We start from the raw sequence: 23,062 nt of genomic DNA on the forward strand, positions 1-23,062 counted from the left end.
GGCACGCGGCGGAGGCGCCGCTGCTGGACCCCGGGCTGCCGGCGCGGCTGGCGGAGGATCCCGGGGCGGGGTGGCTGGCGGCGCTAGTACTTGTAGTACTGGGGCTTGTCGCGGTCCGCTGGCTGCTGCGGTCCCTGGGCTGGGGGCGGCGGGGCCGCCGCAGTGAGACCGGGATCGCGATGCTGGGGGTCGCGCTTAAAGAAGTCGAAGGGCTGAGCCGGGTCCGGGTCCGCACGGTCGAGGGGGACCGGATCCGGATCGGGGTACGCTGCGGGCCCGCGACCGACGTCGGCGAGCTCGTAGCGCGGATGAACGAGGACGCCGTCGACAGGGTTCGGCGGGCGGTAGGGGACGATGCGCTGGGGGTTTCCGTCCGGGTGCACGTCCGCCGTCGCTGAGGCCCGCCGGGCGGTCTCGTCCGGGGGATTCACGGGGTCCTCGGCGGGGTCCCCGGTGAGGGCGGGGGTGCCGGCGGCGGTCTCGGAGTCGCGCCCGCCGAAGGCCAGCCCGGCGGCCAGGCAGGCGAAAGGAGCGGCGACCGCCGCGTGGCGGTGGTCGAAGGCCGCGGTGAACTGCGGCAGCGCGATCAGGGCGGCGGCCGCGGTCCAGGGCGGGAGGAGGGCGCCGCCGAGGCGCCGCCAGCGGGTCAGGACGCCGATCAGGCCGATGGCCAGGACGACGCCGAGGAAGGGGCCGCGCAGGAAGCCGTGTTCCTGGTAGGCGCGCAGCCAGCCCGCGTAGGGGTCGACGAGGCGCGGTTCGCCGGGGTCGTCCTGGTAGGCGGTGGTGAGTTCGGCGGCGGTGCGGCCGCCGGCGGCGGGGGTGTCGGGCAGGGAGGCGGCGGCGTCGGGGAAGACGTGGGCGCTCTGGTCCTCGGCGGTGGGGTAGACGCGCCGGTCCCAGTCGAAGACGTGGGCGAGGTCGGCGAGTCCGGTGCGCAGGAAGTCGGCGGGCTGGGCTCTGACGGCCTGCAGGGCGAAGTCGCCGGCGAGCGCGTCGCGTTCGGCGGGGGAGCCCTGGAACGTGTTCAGCGGCGAGCCGCCGTCGGAGAGGTAGGCGGGGGGCGGCTTGCGCTCACCGAGCGGTTCGGCGGGGCAGAGGGCGGCCGCGGGGCCGGTGGGCCTGATCCGGGCGCAGTCGGCGAAGGTCGTCGTGCGGGCCCAGAGGTGGGCGTTGCCGCGGGTCAGGCCGTGGTGGCCGAACTCGGCCGCGAACCAGACGGCGTGCGCGCCGAGGACCAGGGCGGCGGCCGCGGCGGTGGCGGTGACGGCTCTCCAGCCGGCGCGGCGGACGGCCAGGCAGACGAGGACCAGCAGGAGCAGCGGCAGGCCGAGGGCGCGGGTGGCGGCGGCCGCGGCCAGGAGGGTCCCGGCGAGCAGGGCGGTCCGGGCGGACGGGCGGCGGTTCCACAGCAGCAGGGTGAGGGCGAGCACGGCGAGGGACTGGAAGAGCGCGTCCGCCGTGACGAGGTGTTCGAGCTGGATCTGGTGGGCGTCGAGCAGGGCGGGGAGCGCGGCGAGGGTGGCGCCCCAGCCGGGGAGGCGGGCCAGGCGGCGCAGCAGGAGGTAGACGCAGCAGGCGGTGGCGAGGCCGAGCAGGTGCTGGGCGGCGACCACGGCCTGCACGCTCTGCAGCGGGCTCAGCAGCCGCAGGAAGAGGGGGTAGCCGGAGGAGTGCGACCCGGTGGGGCGGAGGGCGAGGGCGGCGTCGAGGTGGGTGAAGGAGTCGGGCCAGAACCACAGGGCGGGGCGGTAGCCGAGTACGGCGAGGGCCCGCAGGCCGCCGCCCGCCAGCAGCGCGACCAGGAACAGCCAGTGGGTGCGGAGGAAGCGGTCCGCCGGTTGGGCTTCCGTCGTCACGCGACCTCCCTGACCTTCACGAACAGGTTGACCACGATAGCTCCAGGGGCGGGCGGTCCTGTCCGCGATGGAGAACTTCGCGGCGCTTGGTGGTGTTCGCAGTGTCCGCCCGGATGCCCACCTGGATATCCGGATGTCCGCCCGGATACCCGGATGTTCCTCCAGACGTCCGCCGGGGCCGCCGGGGTCTTCCGGGCGGACATCCGCCGTCAGCACTCGATGACGTTGACGGCGAGGCCGCCGCGGCTGGTCTCCTTGTACTTGTCGAGCATGTCGCGGCCGGTGTCGCGCATGGTCTTGATGGCCTTGTCGAGGGCGACGAAGTGCCGGCCGTCGCCGCGCAGCGCGATGCGGGCGGCGGTGATGGCCTTGATGGAGGCGACGGCGTTGCGCTCGATGCACGGGATCTGGACCAGGCCGCCGACGGGGTCGCAGGTCAGGCCGAGGTTGTGCTCGATGCCGATCTCGGCGGCGTTCTCCACCTGCTCGGGGGTGCCGCCGAGAACCTCGGTGAGTCCGGCGGCGGCCATCGAGCAGGCCGAGCCGACCTCGCCCTGGCAGCCGACCTCCGCGCCGGAGATGGAGGCGTTCTCCTTGAACAGCACGCCGATGGCTCCGGCGGTGAGCAGGAAGCGGACGACGCCGTCGTCGTCCGCGCCGCCGCCGGGCCGGCCGTCCGCGCCGTCGGCTCTGCGGACGAAGCGGTCGTAGTAGGTGAGGACGGCGGGGATGATGCCGGCCGCGCCGTTGGTGGGGGCGGTGACGATGCGGCCGCCGGCGGCGTTCTCCTCGTTGACGGCGAGGGCGAACAGGGAGACCCAGTCCATCGTCTGGAGGGGGTCGCTGCCGGGGTCCTCGGCCTGCAGCTGCCGGTGGAGCTGGTGGGCGCGCCTGCGGACCTTGAGGCCGCCGGGGAGCATGCCCTCCTTGGCGATGCCGCGCCGTACGCACTCGGACATGACGCGCCACAGGTCGAGCAGGCGGGCGCGGATCTCGTCCTCGGTGCGGCCGAAGGCCTTCTCGTTCTCGAGCATCAGGCCGGAGACGGACAGGCCCGTCTCGCGGCACCGGGCGAGCAGCTCGGCGGCGGTGGTGAAGGGGTGCGGCAGTTCGGTGTCGTCGGACTTGATGCGGTCGGCGCCGGTGGCGTTCTCATCGACGACGAAGCCGCCGCCGACGGAGTAGTAGACCTTCTCGCGGAGGGTCTCGCCGTTCTCGTCGAAGGCGGTGAAGCGCATGCCGTTGGGGTGGCCGGGCAGCGAGATCTTCCGTTCGAAGACGAGGTCCTCGCCGACGACGAAGGGGATCTCGCGGGAGCGGTACAGCCGGATGGTCCCGGAGGACTTCATGGCGGCCAGCCGCTCGTCGACGGTGTCGACGTCGACGAGTTCGGGCTTCTCGCCGGACAGGCCGAGCAGGACGGCCTTGTCGCTGCCGTGGCCCTTGCCGGTCAGGCCGAGGGAGCCGTACAGCACGGCCTCGACGCGGGCGGTCTTGTCCAGCAGGCCGTCGCGGTCGAGGCCGCGGGCGAAGCGGTGGGCGGCGGCCATCGGCCCGCCGGTGTGGGAGCTGGAGGGGCCGATGCCGATTTTGAAGAGGTCGAAGACGCTGATCGCCATTGATCGGTCCTTGTCCTTACGTCACCGGGACCGCGCGCGCCGGGCGGCGCGCGCGATCACGGTGCGGGAGAGAAGATTTCAGGATTCGCCGGAGGTGAGGGCGGTGTACTCCTCGGCGGAGAGCAGGTCGGCGGCCTCGCCTTCGAGGCGGAGGCGGAACAGCCAGCCCTCGCCGTACGGGTCGCCGTTGACCAGGGAGGGGTCGTCGACGACGGCGGTGTTGACCTCGACGACCTCGCCGCCGACGGGGGCGTAGATGTCGCTGACCGACTTGGTCGACTCGACCTCGCCGACCGCGTCGCCGGCGGCGACGGTCGTGCCGACCTCGGGGACCTGCACGTAGACCACGTCACCGAGGGCCTCGGCGGCGTAGGCGGTGATGCCCACGGTGAGGGTCAGGCCGTCGTCGACGCCCGCGATCCACTCGTGTTCCTTGGTGTAGTGCAGTTCGTCGGGAATGCTGCTCACTTGTTCCTCCTGTAGAAAGGCAGGTCGACGACCTCGACCGGCTCGTGGCGGCCCCGGATGTCCACCGCCAGCGCTTCCCCCGTCGCGGCGGTGTCCACGTAGGCCATGGCGATGGGCCTGCCGAGCGACTGCGAGGGGGCCCCGCTGGTGACCTCGCCGACGACCGTGCTGCCGCCGGAGGCCAGCACCACCGGGTAGCCGTGGCGGGGCACGCGGCGGCCGGCCGCGACCAGGCCCGTCAGGCGGCGGGCCGGGGGGACGTCCTTGAGGGGTTCGAGGGCCGCCCGGCCGACGAAGTCGCCCGGTTTGTCAAACTTCACCACACGGCCGAGGCCGGCGTCGAACGGGGTGAGGGCGGTGGACAGCTCGTTGCCGTACAGCGGCATGCCCGCCTCCAGGCGGAGGGTGTCGCGGGCGGACAGGCCGGCGGGGAGCAGGCCGTGCGGCGCGCCCGCCTCGGTGAGCGCGGTCCACAGCGGCTCGGCGTCGTCGTTGGCGACGAACAGCTCGAAGCCGTCCTCGCCGGTGTAGCCGGTGCGGGCGATGAGCGCCTCGCGGCCGGCGACGGTGGCGGGCAGCCCGGCGTAGTACTTGAGGCCGGCGAGGTCGGCGTCGGTGAGCGCGGCGAGGATCTCCTGGGACCTGGGGCCCTGGACCGCGACGAGCGCGTACTGCTCGGAGCGGTCCTCGACGGCGGCGTCGAAGCCCTTGGCCCGTTCGGCGAGCCTGGCGGCGACCGCGGGGTAGTTGGAGGCGTTGGCGACGACCATGAACTCCTCGGGGGCGAGGCGGTAGACGATCAGGTCGTCCAGCACGCCGCCGCGGGAGTTGACGATCATGGTGTAGCGGGCGCGGCCGGGCTCCAGTACGGACAGGTGGCCGACGAGCGCGTAGTCGAGGGCCTGGCCGGCCTGCGGCCCGGTCACGAAGATCTCGCCCATGTGGGAGAGGTCGAACAGGCCCGCGGCCTGGCGGACCGCGTTGTGCTCAGCGGACTCGCTGCCGTAGCGGAGCGGCATGAGCCAGCCCGCGAAGTCGGTCAGGGTCGCGCCGAGAGACGTGTGGACGCCGCGCAGTGGCGTGGGTCGGGGCATGATCGCACCTCAGGCATGGGTCGGATGAGAGCATCCTCCCCCTCTGTCGTGGATGCCTGAGAGTTTCGCCCGGTTTTTACCGGACTTTCACCTTCGGCGAGACCTCGGGGGTCTGCTTTCCAGAGGGCACCTACCCGCACGGTCCTTTGCCTTGAGAGGTTCGCGGGGAGGGCTTGCTCCTTCAGGGGTCCTGGCCTGGATGTCAGGACGCTCTCCCGCACGGGGTTCACATCGGTGTCGCGGTCAGCCTAACGGCCCGGGACCGCCGAGCGAAATCCCCCACCGGGACTCTCCGTCGCGTCGCGGGCGCGGTCGACGAGGGCGGCGAGGAGGGCGCACTCGTCGTCGGCCTCGGGGTGCCACTGGACCGCGAGGGCGAAGGGGTGGCCCGCGAGCTCCACGGCCTCGACGGCGCCGTCCTCGCTCCGCGCGGTCACCGCCAGGCCGTCGCCCACGCGGTCGGCGGCCTGGTGGTGGTGGCAGGCCACGTCGGCCGTCCCGGCGCCGAGGATCTCCGCGGTGCGGCTGCCGTGCGCGAGCCGTACCGGCGTGCGGCCGAAGCGGCCGGGAGCCGGGGAGTGGCCGGAGTGCCCGACCACGTCGGGCAGGTGCTGGTGCAGGGTGCCGCCCAGGACCGTGTTGAGGATCTGCAGGCCGCGGCAGATCCCGAGCAGGGGCAGGCCCGCTCCGAGCGCGGCGGCGGCCAGGTGCAGCTCGAAGTCGTCGCGGGCCTTCCGGACGTATCCGGTCCTGTCGTGGGGGGCCTGGCCGTACCGGGCCGGGTCGATGTCGCCGCCCCCGGCCAGGACCAGCCCGTCCAGGCGGCCGAGCAGCCCGGCGGGGTCGCCCGCAGGCGGCAGGATCACCGGCTGGCCGCCCGCCCGGAGCACGTGGTCGACGTAGCCGTACGGCAGGAGCGCCGCGGCCGTCTCCCAGACGGTGAAGCGGGCGGGCTCGACGTAGCAGGTGATGCCGATGACGGGGCGGGACACGGGACCTTCCTGGCTCTTCGGCGGGGTTCCGGTGGGGACCCCGCACGGCGCGGTGTGCGGTGGTGCCTCACGGCGGGCCGCCGCTCCTCGGCGGGCGGCGGTGCGCTACAGCGGGGTGACGTAGGCGCCGGAGATGCCGCCGTCGACCAGGAACTGCGAGGCGGTGACGAAGCTCGCGTCGTCGGAGGCCAGGAACGCCACCGCGGCGGCGATCTCGGCGGCCTCGGCGAACCGGCCGAGCGGGACGTGCACCAGGCGGCGCTGCGCCCGCTCCGGGTCGGCGGCGAACAGCTCCTGCAGCAGCGGGGTGTTCACCGGTCCCGGGCACAGCGCGTTGACCCGGATGCCCTCGCGGGCGAACTGCACGCCCAGCTCCCGCGACATCGCCAGCACGCCGCCCTTGGAGGCGGTGTAGGAGATCTGGCTGGTCGCCGAGCCCATCACCGCGACGAACGACGCGGTGTTGACGATGGAGCCCCCGCCGCGCCGCCGCATGTGCGGGATGACGTGCTTGCAGCACAGGTAGACGCTGGTCAGGTTGACCTCCTGGACCCGGCGCCAGGCGTCCAGGCCGGTCTCCAGGATCGAGTCGTCGTCCGGCGGGGAGATGCCCGCGTTGTTGAAGGCGATGTCCACGCCGCCGTAGGCGTCGGCCGCCGCCTGGTACATCCGGATCACGTCGTCCTCGTCGGTGACGTCGGCGCGCACGAACAGGCCGCCCACCTCGGCGGCGGCCTTCGCGCCGGCGGTCTCGTCGACGTCGGCGCAGACCACCTTCGCGCCCTCCTGGGCGAACCGGCGCGCGGTGGCCAGCCCGATCCCGCTCCCCGCCCCGGTGATGACGGCCACCCGGTCCTGCAGGCGCTGCATCGGTCCTCCCTGCATCAATCCTCCGAAATGAAGACGTTCTTGGTCTCGGTGAACGCGGCCAGGGCGTCCGCCCCCAGTTCGCGGCCGAGCCCGGACTGCTTGAACCCGCCGAACGGCGTCCAGTAGCGCACCGACGAGTGGGAGTTGACGGAGAGGTTGCCCGCCTCGACGGCGCGGGCCGTGCGCAGCGCCCGTCCCACGTCGCGGGTCCAGATGGAGCCGCTGAGGCCGTACCGGGTGTCGTTGGCGATCCGTACGGCGTCGGCCTCGTCGTCGAACGGGACGACCGACACCACCGGGCCGAAGATCTCCTCGGTGAACGCCGGGTCGGTGACCTCGGGCGTCAGGACGGTGGGCGGGAACCAGAAGCCGGGCCCGGAGGGGCAGGAGCCCTGCAGGTAGGGGGTGCCGGTGACGAAGGAGGCGACCCTCTCCCGGTGGGCGGCGCTGATCAGCGGCCCCATCTCGGTGTCGGCGGCGCGCGGGTCGCCGACCTTCACTGCGAGCACCGCCTCCGACAGCAGGCCGAGGAACTCGTCGTGGACGGAGCGCTCCACCAGGATGCGGGAGCGGGCGCAGCAGTCCTGGCCGGCGTTGTCGAAGACCGCGTACGGCGCGGTGGCGGCGGCCCTGGACAGGTCGGCGTCGGCGAAGACGATGTTGGCGCTCTTGCCGCCCAGCTCCAGGGTGAGCCGCTTGACCCGCCGGGCGCACACGGCGCCGATCTCCTTGCCGACCTCGGTCGAGCCGGTGAACACGATCTTCGCGACGTCCGGGTGCTCGACGAGGCGGGCGCCGGCGGTCTCGCCCTCGCCGGGCACGACCTGGAGCACGCCCTCGGGCAGGCCGGCGTCCAGGGCCAGCTCGGCCAGGCGCAGCGCGGTCAGCGGGGTCTGCTCGGCGGGTTTGACGATCACGGTGTTGCCCGCCGCCAGCGCCGGGGCGGCCCCCCAGGTCATGACGACCATGGGGAAGTTCCACGGCACGATCACCCCGACGACGCCCAGCGGCTCGGCGAAGGTGACGTCCCAGCCGCCGGGCACCGGGATCTGCCTGCCGTGGTCGCGCTCGGGCGCGCCGGCGTAGAAGTCCAGCACGTCGCGGACGTTGCCCGCCTCCCAGCGGGCGTTGCCGGCGGTGTGCCCGGCGTTGGCGGTCTCCAGGGCGGCCAGTTCGGCGGCGTGGGAGTCGACCAGCGCGGCGAACCGGCGCAGCAGCCGGGCGCGGTCGCCGGGGGCGACCCGCCGCCAGGCGGGGAAGGCGGCCCTGGCGCGCTCGACCGCCCGGTCCACCTCGGCGGCACCGGCGAGCTCGACCTCGGCGACGACCTCCTCGGTCGCCGGATTGACGATCTTCATGTTCACATCCGTTCGAATCCGCGCACCAGCTCCCAGTCGGTGACGGCCGCGTCGAAGGCGGCCAGCTCGACCCGGGCGGCGTTGGCGTAGTGCGCCGCGACCTCCTCGCCGAAGGCGTCGCGGGCGAGCTCGGAGCCCTCCCACAGGGCCAGGGCGTCGCGCAGCGTGCCCGGGACCGTCTCGGAGCCGGAGGCGTAGGCGTTGCCGGCGAACGGCTCCTCGAGCTCCAGCTCGTTCTCGACGCCGTGCAGCCCGGCCGCGATCATCGCGGCGACCGCCAGGTAGGGGTTGACGTCGCCGCCGGGCACCCGGTTCTCGATCCGCAGCGCCGTCCCGTGGCCGCCGACCAGGCGCAGCGCGCAGGTCCGGTTGTCCACGCCCCACCGGACGGCGGTGGGGGCGAAGCTGCCCGGCGCGTACCGCTTGTAGGAGTTGACGTTCGGCGCGTAGAGCAGGGTGAACTCCCGCAGGCAGGCGAGCTGCCCGGCGATGAAGCGCCGCCCGGTCTCCGACAGCCCGTACGGCCCCGGCCCGGCCATGACCGGGTCGCCGTCCGGCGAGCGCAGCGACAGGTGGATGTGGCAGGAGTTGCCCTCGCGGGCGTTCGGCTTGGCCATGAAGGTCAGCGACACGCCCTCCTGGGCGGCGATCTCCTTGGCGCCGTTCTTGTAGACCGCGTGGTTGTCGCAGGTGGTCAGGGCGTCGGTGTAGCGGAAGGCGATCTCGTGCTGGCCGAGGTTGCACTCGCCCTTGGCCGACTCGACGTACATCCCGGCGCCCTCCATGCCGAGCCGGATCCGGCGCAGCAGCGGCTCGATCCGGGCGGTGCCGAGCAGCGAGTAGTCGACGTTGTAGAGGTTGGCCGGGGTCAGGTCGCGGTAGCCGCGGCGCCAGGCCTCCTCGTAGGTGTCGCCGTAGACGACGAACTCCAGCTCGGTGCCGGCGAACGCGTGCCAGCCGTGCTCCGCCAGCCGGGCGAGCTGGCGGCGCAGGATCTGCCGGGGCGAGGCCGCGACGTCCGAGCCGTCCTCCCAGACCAGGTCGGCCATGAGCAGGGCCGTGCCCTCCTGCCAGGGCACGCGGCGCAGGGTGGACAGGTCGGGCCGCATCACGAAGTCCCCGTACCCGCTGTCCCACGAGGACATGGCGTAGCCGTCCACGGTGTTCATGTCGACGTCCACCGCGAGCAGGTAGCTGCAGCCCTCGGCGGCGTGCTCGGCGACCTCCTCCAGGAAGTAGCGCGCGGACAGCCGTTTGCCCTGCAGCCGGCCCTGCATGTCGGCGACCGCCAACAGCACCGTGTCGATCCGCCTGGCCGCCACCTCGCCGCGCAGCTCGCTGAGGTCCACGCGCCCTCCTCGCCGGAGTCTCATTGGGCTAGTGTCAGACCATTGATGTGCACCGAGGATGGGGTTGTCAAGAGCCGGAGGTGATGTTTGGACGAGTCGCCGCTGACGGCGGTGCTGCGGCCGGTCCGGTCGGGCAACGCCTTCGAGGAGACGGTGGAGCGGCTGCTCCGGGCGGTCAAGCTCGGGCTCGTCGTGGAGAAGCTGCCGCCCGAGCGGGAGCTCGCCGCACGGCTGGGGATCAGCCGGGTCACGCTGCGCGAGGCCATCCGCGCGCTCGCCGAGGCGGGCTACCTGGAGGTGCGCCGGGGCCGGTACGGCGGCGCGTTCGTCACCTACGCCCCGCCCCCGCCCCGGCAGGGGGACCTGCGCCGGGCCGTGGCCGACATGGGCACCGGCCACCTGGCCGATGCGCTCACCTTCCGCACGGCCGTCGAGTGCGGCGCGGCCCAGGTGCTGGCCACCGCCGAGCCGGCCGGGGAGTGGCGCGAGACGCTCCGCCGCCGCCTGGCGGAGGTCAACTCCGCCGGGCCCGACGACTACCGCCGCCTGGACACCGCCTTCCACCTGTCCATCGCCGAGCTGACCGGCTCCCCGCTGCTCGCCGCCGCCTGCGCCGACGCGCGCCTGCGGGTCACCGACCTGCTGAACGCGATCCCGGTGCTCCAGCGCAACATCGAGCACGCCGCGGCCCAGCACGAGGCGATCGTCGCCGCGATCCTGGCCGGTGACCCGGACGCCGCCCGCCGCGCCGTGACCGAGCACCTGGAGGGCACCGCGGCGCTCCTGCGCGGGTTCCTCGCATAACCTGGACGGACTGTGGGGGAGTGGTTCCATCAACGGATCATCGAGACAGGACGGCTGCCGCTGTTCTGCTTCTTCGTCGCGCTGATCGTCGCCTTCGTGTTCACCCGCGTCAACGTCCGGCTCATCCGGGCGCGGGTCGGCTGGTTCCGCAACGTCAGCGTCGGTGAGATGCACATCCACCACGTGGTGTTCGGCGTGGTGCTCACCCTGCTGAGCGGGGTCGCCGGGCTGCTCGTGTCGGGCGTCTCCGACACCTGGTACGCGGTGACGGCCGCCCTCTTCGGGGTCGGCGCGGCCCTGATCCTGGACGAGTTCGCGCTGATCCTGCACCTGCACGACGTCTACTGGGAGGAGGAGGGCCGCACCTCGGTCGACGCGGTGTTCGTCGCCGTCGCGGTCACCGGCCTGCTCCTGCTCGGCCTGCGCCCGCTGGGCTGGGAGGACTCCGGCGAGACCCCGCAGGGCCCCTGGACCGCGGTCGGCCTCATCGTCGCCAACCTCCTGCTCGCGGTCGTCACCCTGCTCAAGGGCAAGATCTGGACCGGGCTGGTCGGCCTGTTCGTCCCGGTCCTGCTGATCTTTGGCGCGCTGCGGCTGGCCCGCCCCGGCTCGCCCTGGGCCCACTGGTTCTACGCGCCCGCCGCGCGCCGTCCCCGGCCCGGCCTGATGGCCCGTGCGGTGCGGAGGGAGAAGCGCTGGCGCCGCCCGGTCATCCAGGCCAAGATCGCCTTCCAGGAGTTCGTCTCCGGCCGCCACGACCTGCCCTCCACCCGGCTGCGCCCCCGGCGCTGAATCCCCGGTCCGGCGGGCATGCTGGAGTCATGGACGCGTTCACACCCGGCACATCCGGCCCGGCTCCGGACGAGGTCCGGGACGAAGCGGCGGGCGAGGCTCCGGACGAGGCCGTCGGGTCGATGATGCGCGCCCTGCACGAGCGCGGCCTCGCCCGCGACGTCGCCGCCGTCGCGGGCGTCTCGGAGTCGTACGGATTCCGCGAGCTGGAGCGCCTCGGCCGGCTCCACACCGGTGACTTCTCGCTGGCCGAGCTGATGATGCGGTTGGAATTCGTCGATCTGATCGCCGACGAGGACTTCGAGGCGTGCGGGGCGGACACCGGCCGGATCAGGGAGATCCGGCTGTTCGCCACGGCCTGGGTGGAGGACATCAAGCTCCGCCGGGCCGAGGAGGGCGATGCCGACTACGACTTCGATGTTCCCGGCATCGACTGAGGGCAGGGGCGTGAGCGCCGCCCGGAAGCCGCTCGGGAGCGCATGATCGAGCGGGTCCCGGGTAGGCGGTCGCCCAGTCCGACGAAGGAGTGAGCCCCGTGGAGAAGTTCGGTCTGCGTGAACTGAAGGCCCGCACCAAGCGCCTGCTGGGCAGGAGTACCGGGAACCGCCGTCTGGCCGCCGAGGGGCGGACCGAGGAGGCCGAGGCGAAGCTGCTGCGGACCCAGGAGGAGATCCTGGAGACCGTGGCGGAGGCGCGCCGCGAGCACGCCGCCCGCCGCGCTCACTGATCCGCTTCAGACCCCTCCGGCGAGCTCCAGGAGGAGCGCGGTCTCGGCGTCGTGACGGCCGCGGGCCAGGCGGGGGACCGCGACGGCGACCGCCAGCGCCCGGCACCAGGCCATGACGCGGCCGGTGTCCTGACCGAGCCGGGCAACGGTCTCCTCCGCGTGGGCCGCGCCGCCGCCGAGGACCCAGTCCACCGCGTCGAAGGCCGGATCCCCCACGCTGGGGCGGGGGTCGATGACGACCAGGCCGCGAGCCCCGCCGTCGAGGACGTTCCCCGGATGCAGGTCACCGTGGACCAGCCCGGTGGAGCCGTCGCCGGACAGGGCGAGCGCGGCGGACAGGGAGCGATCGAGCAGGTGTTCGGCGGTCCTGAGGAGCCCGGCGGCCTCGGCGGCACCGCCGTCCCCAGCCGTGGGGCCGGATCGCAGCCTGCGCCGGGTGAGGTCGAAGAGGAACTCCACCCGCTCCCGCAGCGGCGGCAGCCCCGCAGGGACCTCCTTCACCCGGAGTGAGCGCAACAGGGCCGACACCTGATCCGGGGAGGGCGGTACGGCGAGTCCGCTGACGGGCGTGCCGGGCTCCACGGCCTCCAGGAGCAGCGCTCCGGCCCCTTCGTCGGCGTCGATCAGCCGGACGACGTGCGGGCTGCCCGCCCAGGCCCGCAGGGCGAGGGCCTCGGCGGCGCAGATCGCCGGTTCCGGGGTCAGCTTGAGGAAGCCGGCCGAGCCGTCCGCCCGCCGTACCCGGAAGGCGCGTGAGGTGTTCCCGTGCGGGACGACCCCGGTGACCTCCAGGTCCCACCGTACGGCGAGCCGCTCGACGAGCGGGGGCAGAGCGGCCAGCCAGCCGCGCACGCCGGGGCCGAACCGGGTCACGAGACGGGCCTCGGCATCGGGCGCGGTGCCCGATACGACATCCGGTACGGCGTTCGGCAGGCTGTCCGGCTCGGTGTCCGGTACGGCGTTCGACATGGTTCGAGTCTGCCACCTACGTCAACTTCTGTTGACGTCGCCCGTGTCGTCAACCTATGTTGACTGTGTCGTCTTTGGTTGGCGAAAGGCGACTTTGGTCTATGGAAACGGGCGAAACGCTCGGGGAGACGGCATGGGCGGTAGACAAGAAGGGCGGCGGCCGGGGAGCGGTCAAGCCGGTGCGGAGAGGACGAAGGTGACCGAGAGCCAGCGGACCGAGCGGACTGGGGACGCCGGACAGGACGGGCCGGCTGGACCGGCGGTGGAGACGGCCGTGGACGCGGGGGCGGCCGGACGGGTCGGATCGTGGCGGCTGCTGCTGGGCTATGTCCGGCCGTACCGGGGGGTGCTCGCGTTCGGCGGGGTGCTCAGCCTGGTCAGCTCGCTGGCCGGGCTGGCGATGCCGCTGCTCGCCAAGACGGTGATCGACGCGTTCGGCGAGCAGAGGTCCCTGGCCGGACCGGTGCTCGGGCTGACCGCCGCGGTGATCCTGGGCGCGGCCGTCGGCGCGTTCGGCAGGTACGTGCTGGAGCGCATGGGCGAGGGCATCGTCTTCTCCGCCCGGCGGTCCCTGGTGGACCGGATGCTCCGCCTGCGGGTCTCCGAGGTGGACCGGCTCAAGCCGGGCGACCTGCTCTCCCGGGTCACCTCCGACACCACCCTGCTGCGCGCGGTGTTCACCGACGGGATCGTCGAGTCGGTCGGCGCGGTGTTCATGCTGGTGGGCGCGATCGTGATGATGGCGCTGATGGACGGGTTCCTGCTGCTGGTCACGCTGGTGATCCTGGTCCTGGTCGGCGGGCTGGTGGGGCTGGTCATGCCGCGCATCCAGCGGGCCTCGGTCGAGGCGCAGGCCTCGGTGGGGGAGATGGGCGCGGTGCTGGACCGCGTGCTGCAGGCCTTCCGCACGGTCAAGGCCAGCGGCGCCGAGGACCGGGAGATCGCGGCGGTGGGGGAGGCGGCCCGCCGGGCCCGGGACCGGGGCGTCGCGGTCGCCTGGTGGACCTCGATCGCGGGCATTTCCGCGTGGGTCGCCGCCCAGCTGGCCTTCGTGGCGGTGCTCGGCATCGGCGGGGCACGGGTCGCCTCCGGCGCGCTGGAGGTGTCGTCGCTGATCGCCTTCCTGCTCTACCTGTTCTACCTGGTCGCGCCGGTCGGCCAGCTGGTCCAGGGGGCCACCCAGGTGCAGGGCGGTCTGGCGGCGGTGCGCCGGATCCGGGAGGTCGAGGAGCTCCCCGTCGAGGAGGCGGCCGCACGGCGGGGGCCCGGCGGAGCGGTCCCGCCCGCCGCCGAGCCGGCCGGGAGGGCGGCGCCGGCCGGGGTGGTGTTCGAGAACGTGGCCTTCCGCTACGGTGACGACCGCCCGGTGGTCCACCGCGACGTGTCCTTCACCGTTCCGGCGGGCGGGATGACCGCGCTGGTCGGCCCGTCGGGGGCTGGCAAGTCCACGGTGTTCGCCCTGCTGGAGCGGTTCTACGACCACCAGGCCGGGACGATCGCGGTCGACGGCCGGGACGTCCGGGAGTGGCCGCTGGCCGAGCTGCGGGCCGCCCTCGGCTACGTGGAGCAGGACGCGCCGGTGCTGGACGGCACGCTCCGGGAGAACCTCGTCTTCGCCGCGCCGGACGTGACGGAGGCGGATCTGCGCCGGGTGCTCGGGCTGACCCGCCTGGAGGACCTCGTCGCCCGGTTCCCCGAAGGGCTGGAGACCAAGGTGGGCCACCGCGGCGTCATGCTCTCCGGGGGAGAGCGCCAGCGGGTGGCGATCGCGCGGGCGCTGCTGCGCCGTCCCCGGCTTCTCCTGCTGGACGAGGCGACCTCCCAGCTCGACGCGGTCAACGAGCTGCGCCTGCGCGAGGTGATCGCCGAGGTGGCGCGGGAGACGACCGTGCTGGTGATCGCGCACCGGCTGTCCACGGTGACGCGCGCCGAACGGATCGTGGTGATGGAGGCGGGCCGGGTCAGGGCCGCCGGTACCCACGAGGAGCTGCTCGCCGGTGACGAGCTCTACCGGGAGCTCGCCGCCACCCAGTTCCTGGTCGCCGCCGAGGACGCGGCCGTGCCGACCGGAGAGCACCGTGCCGGAGAGGACGCCGGAGAGGACGCCGTCGGGGAGGTCGTCCCGGCGGCGGAGGGCACCGCGGTGTCCTCCGCCGCCGCCGACGGGACCGGCCGGGAGTCCGTCTCCGTAGACTCCTGACAAAATCTCGGTCTCGCTGGAGCCCTGAACTGGGAAAATTGCACTAAAAGTCGGTTTTTTCGGGTGGGTCCGGGAACCCCGCCTCCTACGGAGTCTCTCCTCCGTTCAGGGCGCCTGCGGGCGCCCGCCGCGCCGATCCCCCGGTTCCGTCCGTGCGGGGCGGAGCTGGGACGGTGGCCGGCAGTGAGAAGGCACCCCGGGGAGTCCCTCTCCGGGGTGCTTCCCTTCACGGGTTGACCCGTGGCCCGCGAGTGACAAATATGAATGCGTTCATTCATGTCATCAGGGAGGCTCGGCCATGACCGGCAGCCGGACCGTCCGCGCGCCGCGCGGCACCACGCTCACCGCCAAGGGGTGGCCGCAGGAGGCGGCGCTCCGCATGCTCCAGAACAACCTGGACCCCGAGGTGGCCGAGCATCCGGAGCAGCTCGTCGTCTACGGCGGCTCGGGCAGGGCGGCCCGCGACTGGCGCTCCTTCGACGCGATCACCCGCACGCTCACCACCCTGGAGGGTGATGAGACGCTGCTGGTGCAGTCCGGCCGCCCGGTCGGCGTCTTCCGCACCCACGAGTGGGCGCCCCGCGTGCTCATCGCCAACTCCAACCTGGTGCCCGACTGGGCCGACTGGGAGGAGTTCCGCCGCCTGGAGGCCGCGGGCCTGACCATGTACGGGCAGATGACCGCCGGGTCGTGGATCTACATCGGCACGCAGGGCATCCTGCAGGGCACCTACGAGACCTTCGCGGCCGTGGCGGCCAAGCGCTTCGGCGGCTCCCTGAGCGGGACGATCACGCTGACCGCCGGGCTCGGCGGCATGGGCGGCGCCCAGCCGCTGGCCGTCACCATGAACGGCGGCGTGGCGATCTGCGTCGACTGCGACCCCCGCAGCATCGAGCGGCGCATCGAGCACCGCTACCTCGACGTCCGCGCCGCCGACCTCGATGAGGCGCTCCGCCTCGCCTACGAGGCCCGCGACGCGCGCCGCCCGCTCAGCATCGGCGTCGAGGCCAACGCCGCCGAGGCCGTCCCCGAGCTGCTCCGCCGGGGCGCGGAGATCGACATCGTCACCGACCAGACCTCGGCCCACGACCCGCTGATGTACCTCCCGCTCGGCGTGGCCTTCGCCGACATGGCCGCCGAGCGGGACAAGGACCCGGCCGCCTTCACCGTGCGGGCGCGCGAGTCCATGGCCCGGCACGTGGAGGCCATGGTCGGTTTCGCCGACGCGGGCGCCGAGGTCTTCGACTACGGCAACTCGATCCGCGGCGAGGCCAAGCTGGCCGGCTACGGGCGCGCCTTCGACTTCCCCGGCTTCGTGCCCGCCTACATCCGGCCGCTGTTCTGCGAGGGCAAGGGCCCGTTCCGCTGGGCCGCGCTGTCGGGGAACCCGGCCGACATCGCCAGGACCGACCGGGCGATCCTGGAGCTGTTCCCCGACAACGAGCCGCTGGCCCGGTGGATCCGGATGGCCGGGGAGCGGGTGCACTTCCAGGGGCTGCCCGCCCGCATCTGCTGGCTCGGGTACGGCGAGCGCCACCTGGCCGGGGAGCGGTTCAACGACATGGTGGCCTCCGGCGAGATCGAGGCCCCGCTGGTGATCGGCCGCGACCACCTGGACTGCGGTTCCGTGGCGAGCCCGTACCGCGAGACCGAGGCGATGCTCGACGGGTCCGACGCGATCGCCGACTGGCCGCTGCTGAACGCCATGCTCAACGTGGCCTCCGGCGCCGCCTGGGTCTCCATCCACCACGGCGGCGGCGTCGGGATCGGCCGGTCGATCCACGCCGGACAGGTCACGGTCGCCGACGGCACGGCGCTGGGCGCGGAGAAGCTCCGCCGGGTCCTCGTCAACGACCCGGGCACGGGCGTGATCCGCCACGTCGACGCCGGTTACGAGGAGGCCGCCGCGGTCGCGGACGAGCGCGGCGTCCGGGTGCCGATGCGGGAGTCGCCGGAGACCCGGGGCTGAGGCGGCGCCGGGAGGAGATGAGGGCCCCGGAACCGACGGCGGCGCAGGGAGAAGCGAGGGTTCCGGGCACGACGGCGGCCTCGGGCACGACGGCGGTGCCGGGAGGCGGCGGGGATCCCGGGAATGACCGCGGGACCCGGCCGGTTGGAGGGGGCGTGGGCGACGGACTCGAGCGACTTCTGGAGGGCCGGAGGCTCTCGCCGGCGCAGCGGCGGATCGCGCGCTACCTGGACGGCCACCTCGCGGAGGCGATCTTCCTGTCCAGCGTGGAGCTGGCGGACCGGGCCGGGGTGAGCCAGCCGTCGGTGACCAGGTTCGCCATGGCGCTCGGCTTCGCCGGCTATCCCGAGCTCCGGCAGGCGCTGCGCCCCCTCGTCGTCGGCGGGGACGACAACACGGCGGGCCCGCACGCGCCCGCCGGTGCGGGGGCGGGCGGCCGGGCCGCCCCGCGCGCCAACGGCCTGCAGGCCGCGATCGACGCGGAGGTCGGCAACCTCCGCGCCGTCCGGGAGGGGCTGGCCGACCCGTCGGCCGTCACGGAGCTGGGCGCCGCGCTGGCCGGATGCGAGCCGCTACCGGTGCTGGGACTGCGCGTCTCCAGCGGCCTGGCCACCACGTTCGCCTACTACGCCCGCCGGATCCACCCGGACGTGCGGCTGCTGGTCCACGGCGGGTCGGAGCTGGCCGACGGGCTGCACGCCGCCCGCCGGGCGGGGGCGGCCTGGCTGCTCGCGGTGGTCCTGCCGCGCTACCCGGCCGAGGCCGTGCGGGCCCTGGCGGACGCCCGCGGGATCGGCCTGCGGACGGCCGTGATCACCGACCGGCGGGACGTGCCGTTCGACGCCGACGTGGTCCTCGCCGCGCCGGTGGGCGAACGGCTGGTGTTCGACTCGCACGCGGCGCCGCTCGCCCTGGCCATGGTGCTGGTGGAGGCCATGGCGGACGCGGCGCCGCTGCGCACGCAGGCCCGGCTGGAGGAGTACGAACGCATGACCGACCGGGCCGGGGTCTTCGTCTGCTGACCGGTGTCCCGGTTCCCCGGCGGCGGACGGAGGCCCGGCCGCCGGGCGCGGGTCTAGCCGGCCAGCTTCCGCAGGGAGCGGACCGACCAGGTCAGGGTGAGCACGCCCAGGACCAGGAAGAGGCCGAAGGCGGTCGGGATGGTGCTGTCGGAGTAGTCGCCGGCGAACATCGCGCGGCCGGCCTCGACCGCGTAGTAGAGCGGGTTGAACCTCGCCGCGGTCTGCATCCAGTCGGGGGCGACCGACATCGGCAGCATCAGGCCGGACAGCAGCATCAGCGGGAGCAGGAAGAACTGCACGATCTGCGACATGCCGTTCTCGTCGCGCACCGCCAGCGCCAGGCCGTACGACAGGTTGGCGGCGAACAGGCCGGTCACCGCCATGAGCAGCAGCATGAGGCCCATCGCGGGCAGGCCGATCCGCAGGCCCATCAGCGCGGCCACGCCCAGGATGACCAGCGACTGGAGAACCAGCATGATCATGTCCTTGGCCACCCGGCCGAGGATGATCGCGGGCCGCCAGGCCTGGCTGACGGCGAGCCGCTCCAGCACCCCGTTGCGGGTCTCGTTGATCATGCCGAACCCGGCGAACATCGACCCGAACAGGGCGATCATCATCAGCGCGGCGGGGGTGAACACGACCAGCGCCTCCTCCAGCGTCCCGTTCGGGGTGATGCTGGTCAGCAGCGGGGCGAACAGCAGCAGGTAGAGGACGGGCTGCATGATGCCGAGGATCGGCCAGGCCGGGTTGCGGCGGAGGTTCCCCAGCTCGTGGCCCAGGAACAGCATCGTGTGGCGGAACATCGGAAGGTCGTTCCTCTCGGGGTCAGGCGGCGTCGCGCAGGGAGCGGCCGGTGTGCTTCAGGAAGACGTCGTCGAGGGTGGCCCGGTCGAGGGAGATGGACCGGATGGCCAGGCCGCCCGCCTCCAGGGCGCGCAGCAGCGCCGGCAGGTTGTGCTCGCCGTCGTCGAGGTAGGCCCGCAGGGACCCGCCCTCCTCCTGCGTCTCCTTGATGTACGGCTCGGCGTCCAGCAGCCCGCGGGCCGCGGCCAGGTCGTCGAGCCGGAGGGTGACGACGTCGCCGGCGACCTCCTTCTTGAGCTCGGCCGCGGTGCCCTCGGCGACGATCCGGCCGTGGTCGACGATGACCAGGCGGTCGCAGAGCGCGTCGGCCTCGTCCAGGTAGTGGGTGGTCAGCAGGACGCTGGTGCCCTGGTCGCGCAGCGCGCGGATCTCGTCCCAGAGGTTGGCGCGGTTCTGCGGGTCCAGGCCGGTGGTGGGCTCGTCCAGGAAGACCAGCGGCGGCCGGTTGACCAGCCCGATGGCCAGGCTGAAGCGCCGCTTCTGCCCGCCGGAGAGGGTCTTCACCGGCCGGTCGGCGATCTCGGTCAGGCTGAAGGCGGCCATCAGCTCGTCGGCGCGGCCCAGGGCCTGCGCGCGGGAGAGCCCGGCGATCCGCGCGGCCATGACGAGGCTCTCGCGGCCGGGGGCGTTGTCGTCGATCCCGCCGGCCTGGCCGACGTAACCGATCTTCTCCCGGACCTTGGCGGCCTCCTTCACCACGTCGAACCCGGCCACCCGCGCGGTGCCCGAGGTGGGCACGGTGAAGGTGGCGAGCATGCGGACCGTGGTGGTCTTGCCCGCGCCGTTGGGGCCGAGGCAGGCGAAGATCTCGCCCTCGCCGACGGACAGGTCGATGCCCCGCACGGCCTCGACCTCCTCGGTCTTGCCGCGTCCGCGTCTGGCGGTGAAGGTCTTGCGCAGGTCGTGCGCTTCGATGATCATGATTTCTCCGTATGTCGGGGGATGTCGAGCATGAACCCTCTCCCTGTGGGAGGGGCAAGCGGTTTTCCGGACGGTGACCCCGGGCGGGACGGTCAGGGCAGCTCGCCGTTCCTGACCCGTTCGAGGGCACTGCCGATCCAGTCCAGCTGGGCTTCGAGCTGGGCCGCGTTGAGGCGGAGGGTCTCGTCGATGTGCCGGGGCGCTCCGTGGCCGCGTTTGGCCTCGATCGCCCGTCCGAACATCCCGATCGCCGCCTTCAGCTGCACCGCCCTCGCCTCCATCGCGCCGATCAGTTCGGCAGGGGAGAGCCGGTCCATGAAGGTCAGCGCGACCTGGAAGGGGTCCACGATGGGTTTGATCTCCCACCAGTGGCTCATCAGCCGCGTCATGAACTCGGCCCGGCCCGCCTCGGTGATCTCGTAGAGGGTCTTGCCGCCTCTCCCCTCCTCCATGCGGTGGAGGAGGCCTTCGTCGGCCATCTTGCCGAGGCCGTGGTAGATCGAGCCGTAGGCCACGTTGGCCCACGTGTCGGCGCCCCACATCTCCAGGCGGCGCCGTACTTCGTATCCGTGCAGCGGGCCGTCGAGGAGCACACCGAGAAGGAGAACACGGGTGGAGGACATATTCAAGTTTTTATTAAAATTTGTATACAGTGTCAACCGTGAGAGAGATAAGACGCGATGACGACGGTGCGCTGCTCGGTTTCGTGCGCGAGGCGGACGGCGGCTGGGAGCCCCTGACGGTGTTCGGCTATCCGCTCGGCGGGCCCCGTGGTGAGGAGGAGGCGCTGGAGGAGGTCCGCCGTTCGGGACTGGAGAAGCTGATGCGGCCCTGGGAGTTCCTCCAGGACGGGGAGTGGTACCGATGCGTGATCGTGGAGGCCGCGGCGGGGGAGGTGAGGATCCGGCCGCACGACCATCGTTACGCGTCTGATCTCCATGTGCTCACCCTGGAGCGCCCCGGCCCCGAGACGTTCCGGCCGTGCCCATAGTCTTGGCCGCATGTCAGCACGCCCGACCGCACTGGTCACCGGATCTTCCCGAGGCGTGGGGGCCGCCGTGGCCCGCGCCCTGGCCCCCACCCACGACCTGCTGCTCGGCGGGCGCGACCGCGACGCGCTGGACGGCGTGGCCGCGGAGCTGCCCGGCGCGCGGCCCTGGCCGGTCGAGCTGACCGCGGTGACCGCGGCCGACGTCGCCGGGATCGACCGGCTCGGCGTGCTGGTGCACAGCGCGGGCGTGGCGACGCTGGGGCGGATCGAGGAGACCCCGGCCGAGGTGTGGCGGCGCACGATGGAGGTCAACGTGGTCGCGGTGGCCGAGCTGACGCGGCTGCTGCTGCCCGCCCTGCGGGCCGGCGCCGGGCACGTCGTGCTGGTCAACTCCGGTTCCGGGCAGCGGGCCAACCCGACCTGGGGCTCCTACGCCGCCAGCAAGTTCGCGCTGCGGGCCTTCGCCGACGCGCTCCGGCTGGAGGAGCCGGGGCTGCGGGTGACCACGGTCTACCCGGGGCGGGTGGACACCGACATGCAGCGCGGGGTGCGCGAGCAGGAGAACGGCGCCTACGAGCCGGACAAGTACCTGCGGGCGGACTCGGTGGCGCGGGCCGTGCTGGCGGCGGTGACGACCTCCCCGGACGCCCACGTCACCGAGATCACGGTCCGCCCGTCGGCGGGACCGGCGAACTGACCGCCGGGGGTTCCGCGGACCGGCTCTCGGCGGGATCGGCGAACCGACCGCAGGAGGCTGGGAGGCGGACCGGTCGCCGTCGGATCCCGCGAACCGTCCGGAGACGCGGGAGGGGCACGGCCCGCCCGGCCGTGCCCCTCCCCTCCGTGCGGTCCCGCCCGCGTCAGCAGCTCAGGTTGCCGCCCGGGGTGACGCCCAGGATCCGGGTGAACCTCTGGTAGGAGTCGATCCGGCTCTGCACCTGCGCCGGGTTGCGGCCGCCGCACTCCAGGCTGCCGTTGATGCTGCGGATCGTCTCACCGAAGCCGCGGCCGTTCACCATCGCGTTGTGCGGCGTCATCGTGCCGGGGCCGCTCTGGGTGTTCCAGTACCACAGGGCGGTCTTCCAGGCGATCGCCGCGTCGGTCTGCACCAGGTTCGGGTTGGCCAGCAGGTTGACGCCGAGCGCGTCGCCCGCCGCCTTGTAGTTGAAGTTCCAGCTCAGCTGGACCGGGCCGCGGCCGTAGTACGCCGACTGGCCGGCCGGGCAGCCGTACGGCTGGCTCCGGTCGCAGTAGTGCGAGTAGTTCGCGGTGTTCTGCTCCACCACGTGGACCAGGCCGCCGGTCTCGTGGTTGACGTTGGCCAGGAAGGCCGCCGCCTCCTGCTTCTTCACCGTGTCGCCGCCCGTCCTCGCGAAGCCCGGGTAGGCGCTCAGGGCCGCGGTCAGGCCCTTGTAGGTGTAGAAGGAGTTCCGGTTCGGGAACATCTGGTTGAACTGCGCCTCGCTGACGACGAAGCCGGACGGGTCCGACGGGTTCGACGGGGGCGGGGTCGAGGGGCCGGGGTTCGAGCCGCCGCAGGCGTGCGGCTCCCAGTACCACGTGCTGATGACGGGGTCGTAGCCCGGGTTGTCGTGCTCGGCCCGGTAGTATTTCCCGTCGGTGTACCTGACGATCGAACCGGCGGCGTACCACGTGCCGGCCTTCCAGGCGGGGTGGCTGCAGGTCCCGGACGCGGGCGGCTGAGCGGGGGCGGAGCCGCCGCCGCACGCGCCCTTGTCCGCCCAGACGCCGGAGGAGGCGGCTCCGGGGGTCTCGTTCTGGGTCCACCACTTGGCCGACCAGTTGCGCCCCTTGTAGGAGACGTTCGCACCACCCGTGTAGGCCGTCGCGGAGTTCCACGCGGCCGCGCAGTCGGCGGCGGAGGCGGGGGCCGCCGGCCCGGCGACCGTGAGCGCGCCCGCGGCGGCCGCCGCGACGGCGAGGGACGACATGATGCGCTGTCTCGACACCTGATCAACTCCTTGGCGCGGCCCGCGGCCGCGCGCGATCGACGATGGTGGACCGGCCCGTCCGCGCGCGCCGCACCGTGGCTTCCGCCGGACGGGCCGGAGACGGGAGGCCCGTGTGCCGGGAATGCTGGCAGACGTCGCCTTAACGGCGCCTTAAGTGATCCTTTCGGGCTCCATATCGGTCCGCCGTATCGCCAATGAATGGATTCATTCACATAATGGGA

The 23,062-nt window shown here is 73.1% G+C and carries 22 protein-coding genes and 2 riboswitches; of the genes, 9 read left to right on the plus strand and 13 right to left on the minus strand.

Annotated features, from left to right (window positions below; genetic code table 11):
- Nucleotides 1-83: 83 nt before the first annotated feature.
- The 8 genes from IEZ07_RS18580 to IEZ07_RS18615 all read right to left on the minus strand — a co-directional run bounded on the left by IEZ07_RS18580 (nt 84) and on the right by IEZ07_RS18615 (nt 9,633).
- Nucleotides 84-1,859, minus strand: coding sequence for a hypothetical protein (locus tag IEZ07_RS18580; protein WP_191895894.1), 1,776 nt, complete (start codon nt 1,857-1,859; stop codon nt 84-86).
- 209 nt (nt 1,860-2,068) lie between these two features.
- Nucleotides 2,069-3,478, minus strand: coding sequence for an L-serine ammonia-lyase (locus IEZ07_RS18585; protein WP_191895895.1), 1,410 nt, complete (start codon nt 3,476-3,478; stop codon nt 2,069-2,071).
- A 78-nt stretch (nt 3,479-3,556) separates the two neighbouring features.
- A complete protein-coding gene (gene gcvH, locus IEZ07_RS18590; RefSeq protein WP_191895896.1) occupies nt 3,557-3,946 on the minus strand; it encodes a glycine cleavage system protein GcvH in 390 nt (129 codons plus the stop codon).
- On the minus strand, nt 3,943-5,040 hold the full coding sequence (gene gcvT, locus IEZ07_RS18595) for a glycine cleavage system aminomethyltransferase GcvT (protein ID WP_068894966.1): 1,098 nt from the start codon (nt 5,038-5,040) through the stop codon (nt 3,943-3,945). The genes gcvH and gcvT overlap by 4 nt, the downstream gene beginning before the upstream one ends.
- 33 nt (nt 5,041-5,073) lie before the next feature.
- A riboswitch (glycine riboswitch) is annotated at nt 5,074-5,169 on the minus strand.
- A riboswitch (glycine riboswitch) is annotated at nt 5,170-5,268 on the minus strand.
- Between the two features lie 20 nt (nt 5,269-5,288).
- Entirely contained in the window at nt 5,289-6,032 is a 744-nt protein-coding gene (locus IEZ07_RS18600; RefSeq protein WP_191895897.1) for a gamma-glutamyl-gamma-aminobutyrate hydrolase family protein, read from the minus strand.
- Nucleotides 6,033-6,137: 105 nt separating this feature from the next.
- Nucleotides 6,138-6,902, minus strand: coding sequence for a 3-oxoacyl-ACP reductase (locus IEZ07_RS18605; protein ID WP_191895898.1), 765 nt, complete (start codon nt 6,900-6,902; stop codon nt 6,138-6,140).
- A gap of 14 nt (nt 6,903-6,916) precedes the next feature.
- On the minus strand, nt 6,917-8,260 hold the full coding sequence (locus IEZ07_RS18610) for an aldehyde dehydrogenase family protein (protein ID WP_191895899.1): 1,344 nt from the start codon (nt 8,258-8,260) through the stop codon (nt 6,917-6,919).
- 2 nt (nt 8,261-8,262) lie between these two features.
- Nucleotides 8,263-9,633 (minus strand): glutamine synthetase family protein, encoded by a 1,371-nt coding sequence (locus IEZ07_RS18615; protein ID WP_191895900.1) that lies wholly within the window; start codon nt 9,631-9,633, stop codon nt 8,263-8,265.
- A gap of 63 nt (nt 9,634-9,696) precedes the next feature.
- Here IEZ07_RS18615 and IEZ07_RS18620 point away from each other — a divergent pair, with 63 nt between their 5' ends.
- The 4 genes from IEZ07_RS18620 (at nt 9,697) to IEZ07_RS18635 (ending at nt 11,932) form a co-directional block, all read left to right on the plus strand.
- Nucleotides 9,697-10,413, plus strand: coding sequence for a FadR/GntR family transcriptional regulator (locus IEZ07_RS18620; RefSeq protein ID WP_191895901.1), 717 nt, complete (start codon nt 9,697-9,699; stop codon nt 10,411-10,413).
- A 12-nt stretch (nt 10,414-10,425) separates the two neighbouring features.
- A complete protein-coding gene (locus tag IEZ07_RS18625) occupies nt 10,426-11,205 on the plus strand; it encodes a hypothetical protein (RefSeq protein ID WP_068894977.1) in 780 nt (259 codons plus the stop codon).
- A gap of 29 nt (nt 11,206-11,234) precedes the next feature.
- Entirely contained in the window at nt 11,235-11,642 is a 408-nt protein-coding gene (locus tag IEZ07_RS18630) for a hypothetical protein (RefSeq protein ID WP_191895902.1), read from the plus strand.
- Nucleotides 11,643-11,740: 98 nt separating this feature from the next.
- Complete coding sequence (locus IEZ07_RS18635) at nt 11,741-11,932, plus strand: hypothetical protein (RefSeq protein WP_191895903.1); 192 nt, start codon at nt 11,741-11,743, stop codon at nt 11,930-11,932.
- A 6-nt stretch (nt 11,933-11,938) separates the two neighbouring features.
- Here IEZ07_RS18635 and IEZ07_RS18640 read toward each other — a convergent pair whose 3' ends face one another.
- Nucleotides 11,939-12,901, minus strand: coding sequence for an aminoglycoside phosphotransferase family protein (locus tag IEZ07_RS18640; RefSeq protein WP_191895904.1), 963 nt, complete (start codon nt 12,899-12,901; stop codon nt 11,939-11,941).
- Nucleotides 12,902-13,220: 319 nt separating this feature from the next.
- Between IEZ07_RS18640 and IEZ07_RS18645 the strand changes: the two genes are divergently transcribed.
- The 3 genes from IEZ07_RS18645 (at nt 13,221) to IEZ07_RS18655 (ending at nt 18,092) form a co-directional block, all read left to right on the plus strand.
- Nucleotides 13,221-15,101: an ABC transporter ATP-binding protein gene (locus IEZ07_RS18645; RefSeq protein WP_204054422.1), complete on the plus strand. Its 1,881-nt coding sequence runs from the start codon at nt 13,221-13,223 to the stop codon at nt 15,099-15,101.
- Between the two features lie 298 nt (nt 15,102-15,399).
- Entirely contained in the window at nt 15,400-17,070 is a 1,671-nt protein-coding gene (hutU, locus tag IEZ07_RS18650; RefSeq protein ID WP_191895906.1) for a urocanate hydratase, read from the plus strand.
- 155 nt (nt 17,071-17,225) lie between these two features.
- The gene (locus IEZ07_RS18655; RefSeq protein WP_239320124.1) at nt 17,226-18,092 is read left to right on the plus strand and encodes a MurR/RpiR family transcriptional regulator; all 867 of its coding nucleotides are present in this window, start codon (nt 17,226-17,228) and stop codon (nt 18,090-18,092) included.
- Nucleotides 18,093-18,145: 53 nt separating this feature from the next.
- On the opposite strand, the gene IEZ07_RS18660 is transcribed toward IEZ07_RS18655, so the two are convergent.
- The 3 genes from IEZ07_RS18660 to IEZ07_RS18670 form a co-directional block, all read right to left on the minus strand.
- Nucleotides 18,146-18,895 carry an ABC transporter permease gene (locus tag IEZ07_RS18660; protein ID WP_068894986.1) on the minus strand — a complete coding sequence of 250 codons (750 nt, stop codon included), beginning with the start codon at nt 18,893-18,895 and terminating at the stop codon, nt 18,146-18,148.
- Between the two features lie 22 nt (nt 18,896-18,917).
- Nucleotides 18,918-19,877, minus strand: coding sequence for an ATP-binding cassette domain-containing protein (locus IEZ07_RS18665; RefSeq protein WP_191895908.1), 960 nt, complete (start codon nt 19,875-19,877; stop codon nt 18,918-18,920).
- Nucleotides 19,878-19,969: 92 nt separating this feature from the next.
- Nucleotides 19,970-20,500, minus strand: a complete 531-nt coding sequence (locus tag IEZ07_RS18670; protein WP_191895909.1) for a PadR family transcriptional regulator — start codon at nt 20,498-20,500, stop codon at nt 19,970-19,972.
- 38 nt (nt 20,501-20,538) lie between these two features.
- Between IEZ07_RS18670 and IEZ07_RS18675 the strand changes: the two genes are divergently transcribed.
- Nucleotides 20,539-20,868, plus strand: a complete 330-nt coding sequence (locus tag IEZ07_RS18675) for a hypothetical protein (protein WP_191895910.1) — start codon at nt 20,539-20,541, stop codon at nt 20,866-20,868.
- A gap of 10 nt (nt 20,869-20,878) precedes the next feature.
- Nucleotides 20,879-21,565, plus strand: coding sequence for an SDR family oxidoreductase (locus IEZ07_RS18680; RefSeq protein ID WP_191895911.1), 687 nt, complete (start codon nt 20,879-20,881; stop codon nt 21,563-21,565).
- Nucleotides 21,566-21,728: 163 nt separating this feature from the next.
- Here IEZ07_RS18680 and IEZ07_RS18685 read toward each other — a convergent pair whose 3' ends face one another.
- On the minus strand, nt 21,729-22,838 hold the full coding sequence (locus IEZ07_RS18685; RefSeq protein WP_191895912.1) for a glycoside hydrolase family 19 protein: 1,110 nt from the start codon (nt 22,836-22,838) through the stop codon (nt 21,729-21,731).
- Nucleotides 22,839-23,062: the final 224 nt, after the last annotated feature.

This window comes from Planomonospora parontospora, assembly GCA_014647935.1.
Taxonomy (GTDB): Bacteria; Actinomycetota; Actinomycetes; order Streptosporangiales; family Streptosporangiaceae; genus Planomonospora; species Planomonospora parontospora.

Excerpts from the sequence above, each read along its gene's own strand:
- IEZ07_RS18665 (WP_191895908.1), bottom strand. The coding sequence starts at position 19,877 with ATGATCATCGAAGCGCACGACCTGCGCAAGACCTTCACCGCCAGACGC.
- IEZ07_RS18670 (WP_191895909.1), bottom strand. The coding sequence starts at position 20,500 with ATGTCCTCCACCCGTGTTCTCCTTCTCGGTGTGCTCCTCGACGGCCCG.
- IEZ07_RS18660 (WP_068894986.1), bottom strand. The coding sequence starts at position 18,895 with ATGTTCCGCCACACGATGCTGTTCCTGGGCCACGAGCTGGGGAACCTC.
- hutU (WP_191895906.1), top strand. The coding sequence starts at position 15,400 with ATGACCGGCAGCCGGACCGTCCGCGCGCCGCGCGGCACCACGCTCACC.
- IEZ07_RS18615 (WP_191895900.1), bottom strand. The coding sequence starts at position 9,633 with ATGAGACTCCGGCGAGGAGGGCGCGTGGACCTCAGCGAGCTGCGCGGC.
- IEZ07_RS18605 (WP_191895898.1), bottom strand. The coding sequence starts at position 6,902 with ATGCAGCGCCTGCAGGACCGGGTGGCCGTCATCACCGGGGCGGGGAGC.
- IEZ07_RS18640 (WP_191895904.1), bottom strand. The coding sequence starts at position 12,901 with ATGTCGAACGCCGTACCGGACACCGAGCCGGACAGCCTGCCGAACGCC.
- IEZ07_RS18585 (WP_191895895.1), bottom strand. The coding sequence starts at position 3,478 with ATGGCGATCAGCGTCTTCGACCTCTTCAAAATCGGCATCGGCCCCTCC.
- IEZ07_RS18680 (WP_191895911.1), top strand. The coding sequence starts at position 20,879 with ATGTCAGCACGCCCGACCGCACTGGTCACCGGATCTTCCCGAGGCGTG.
- IEZ07_RS18610 (WP_191895899.1), bottom strand. The coding sequence starts at position 8,260 with ATGAAGATCGTCAATCCGGCGACCGAGGAGGTCGTCGCCGAGGTCGAG.
- IEZ07_RS18630 (WP_191895902.1), top strand. The coding sequence starts at position 11,235 with ATGGACGCGTTCACACCCGGCACATCCGGCCCGGCTCCGGACGAGGTC.
- gcvT (WP_068894966.1), bottom strand. The coding sequence starts at position 5,040 with ATGCCCCGACCCACGCCACTGCGCGGCGTCCACACGTCTCTCGGCGCG.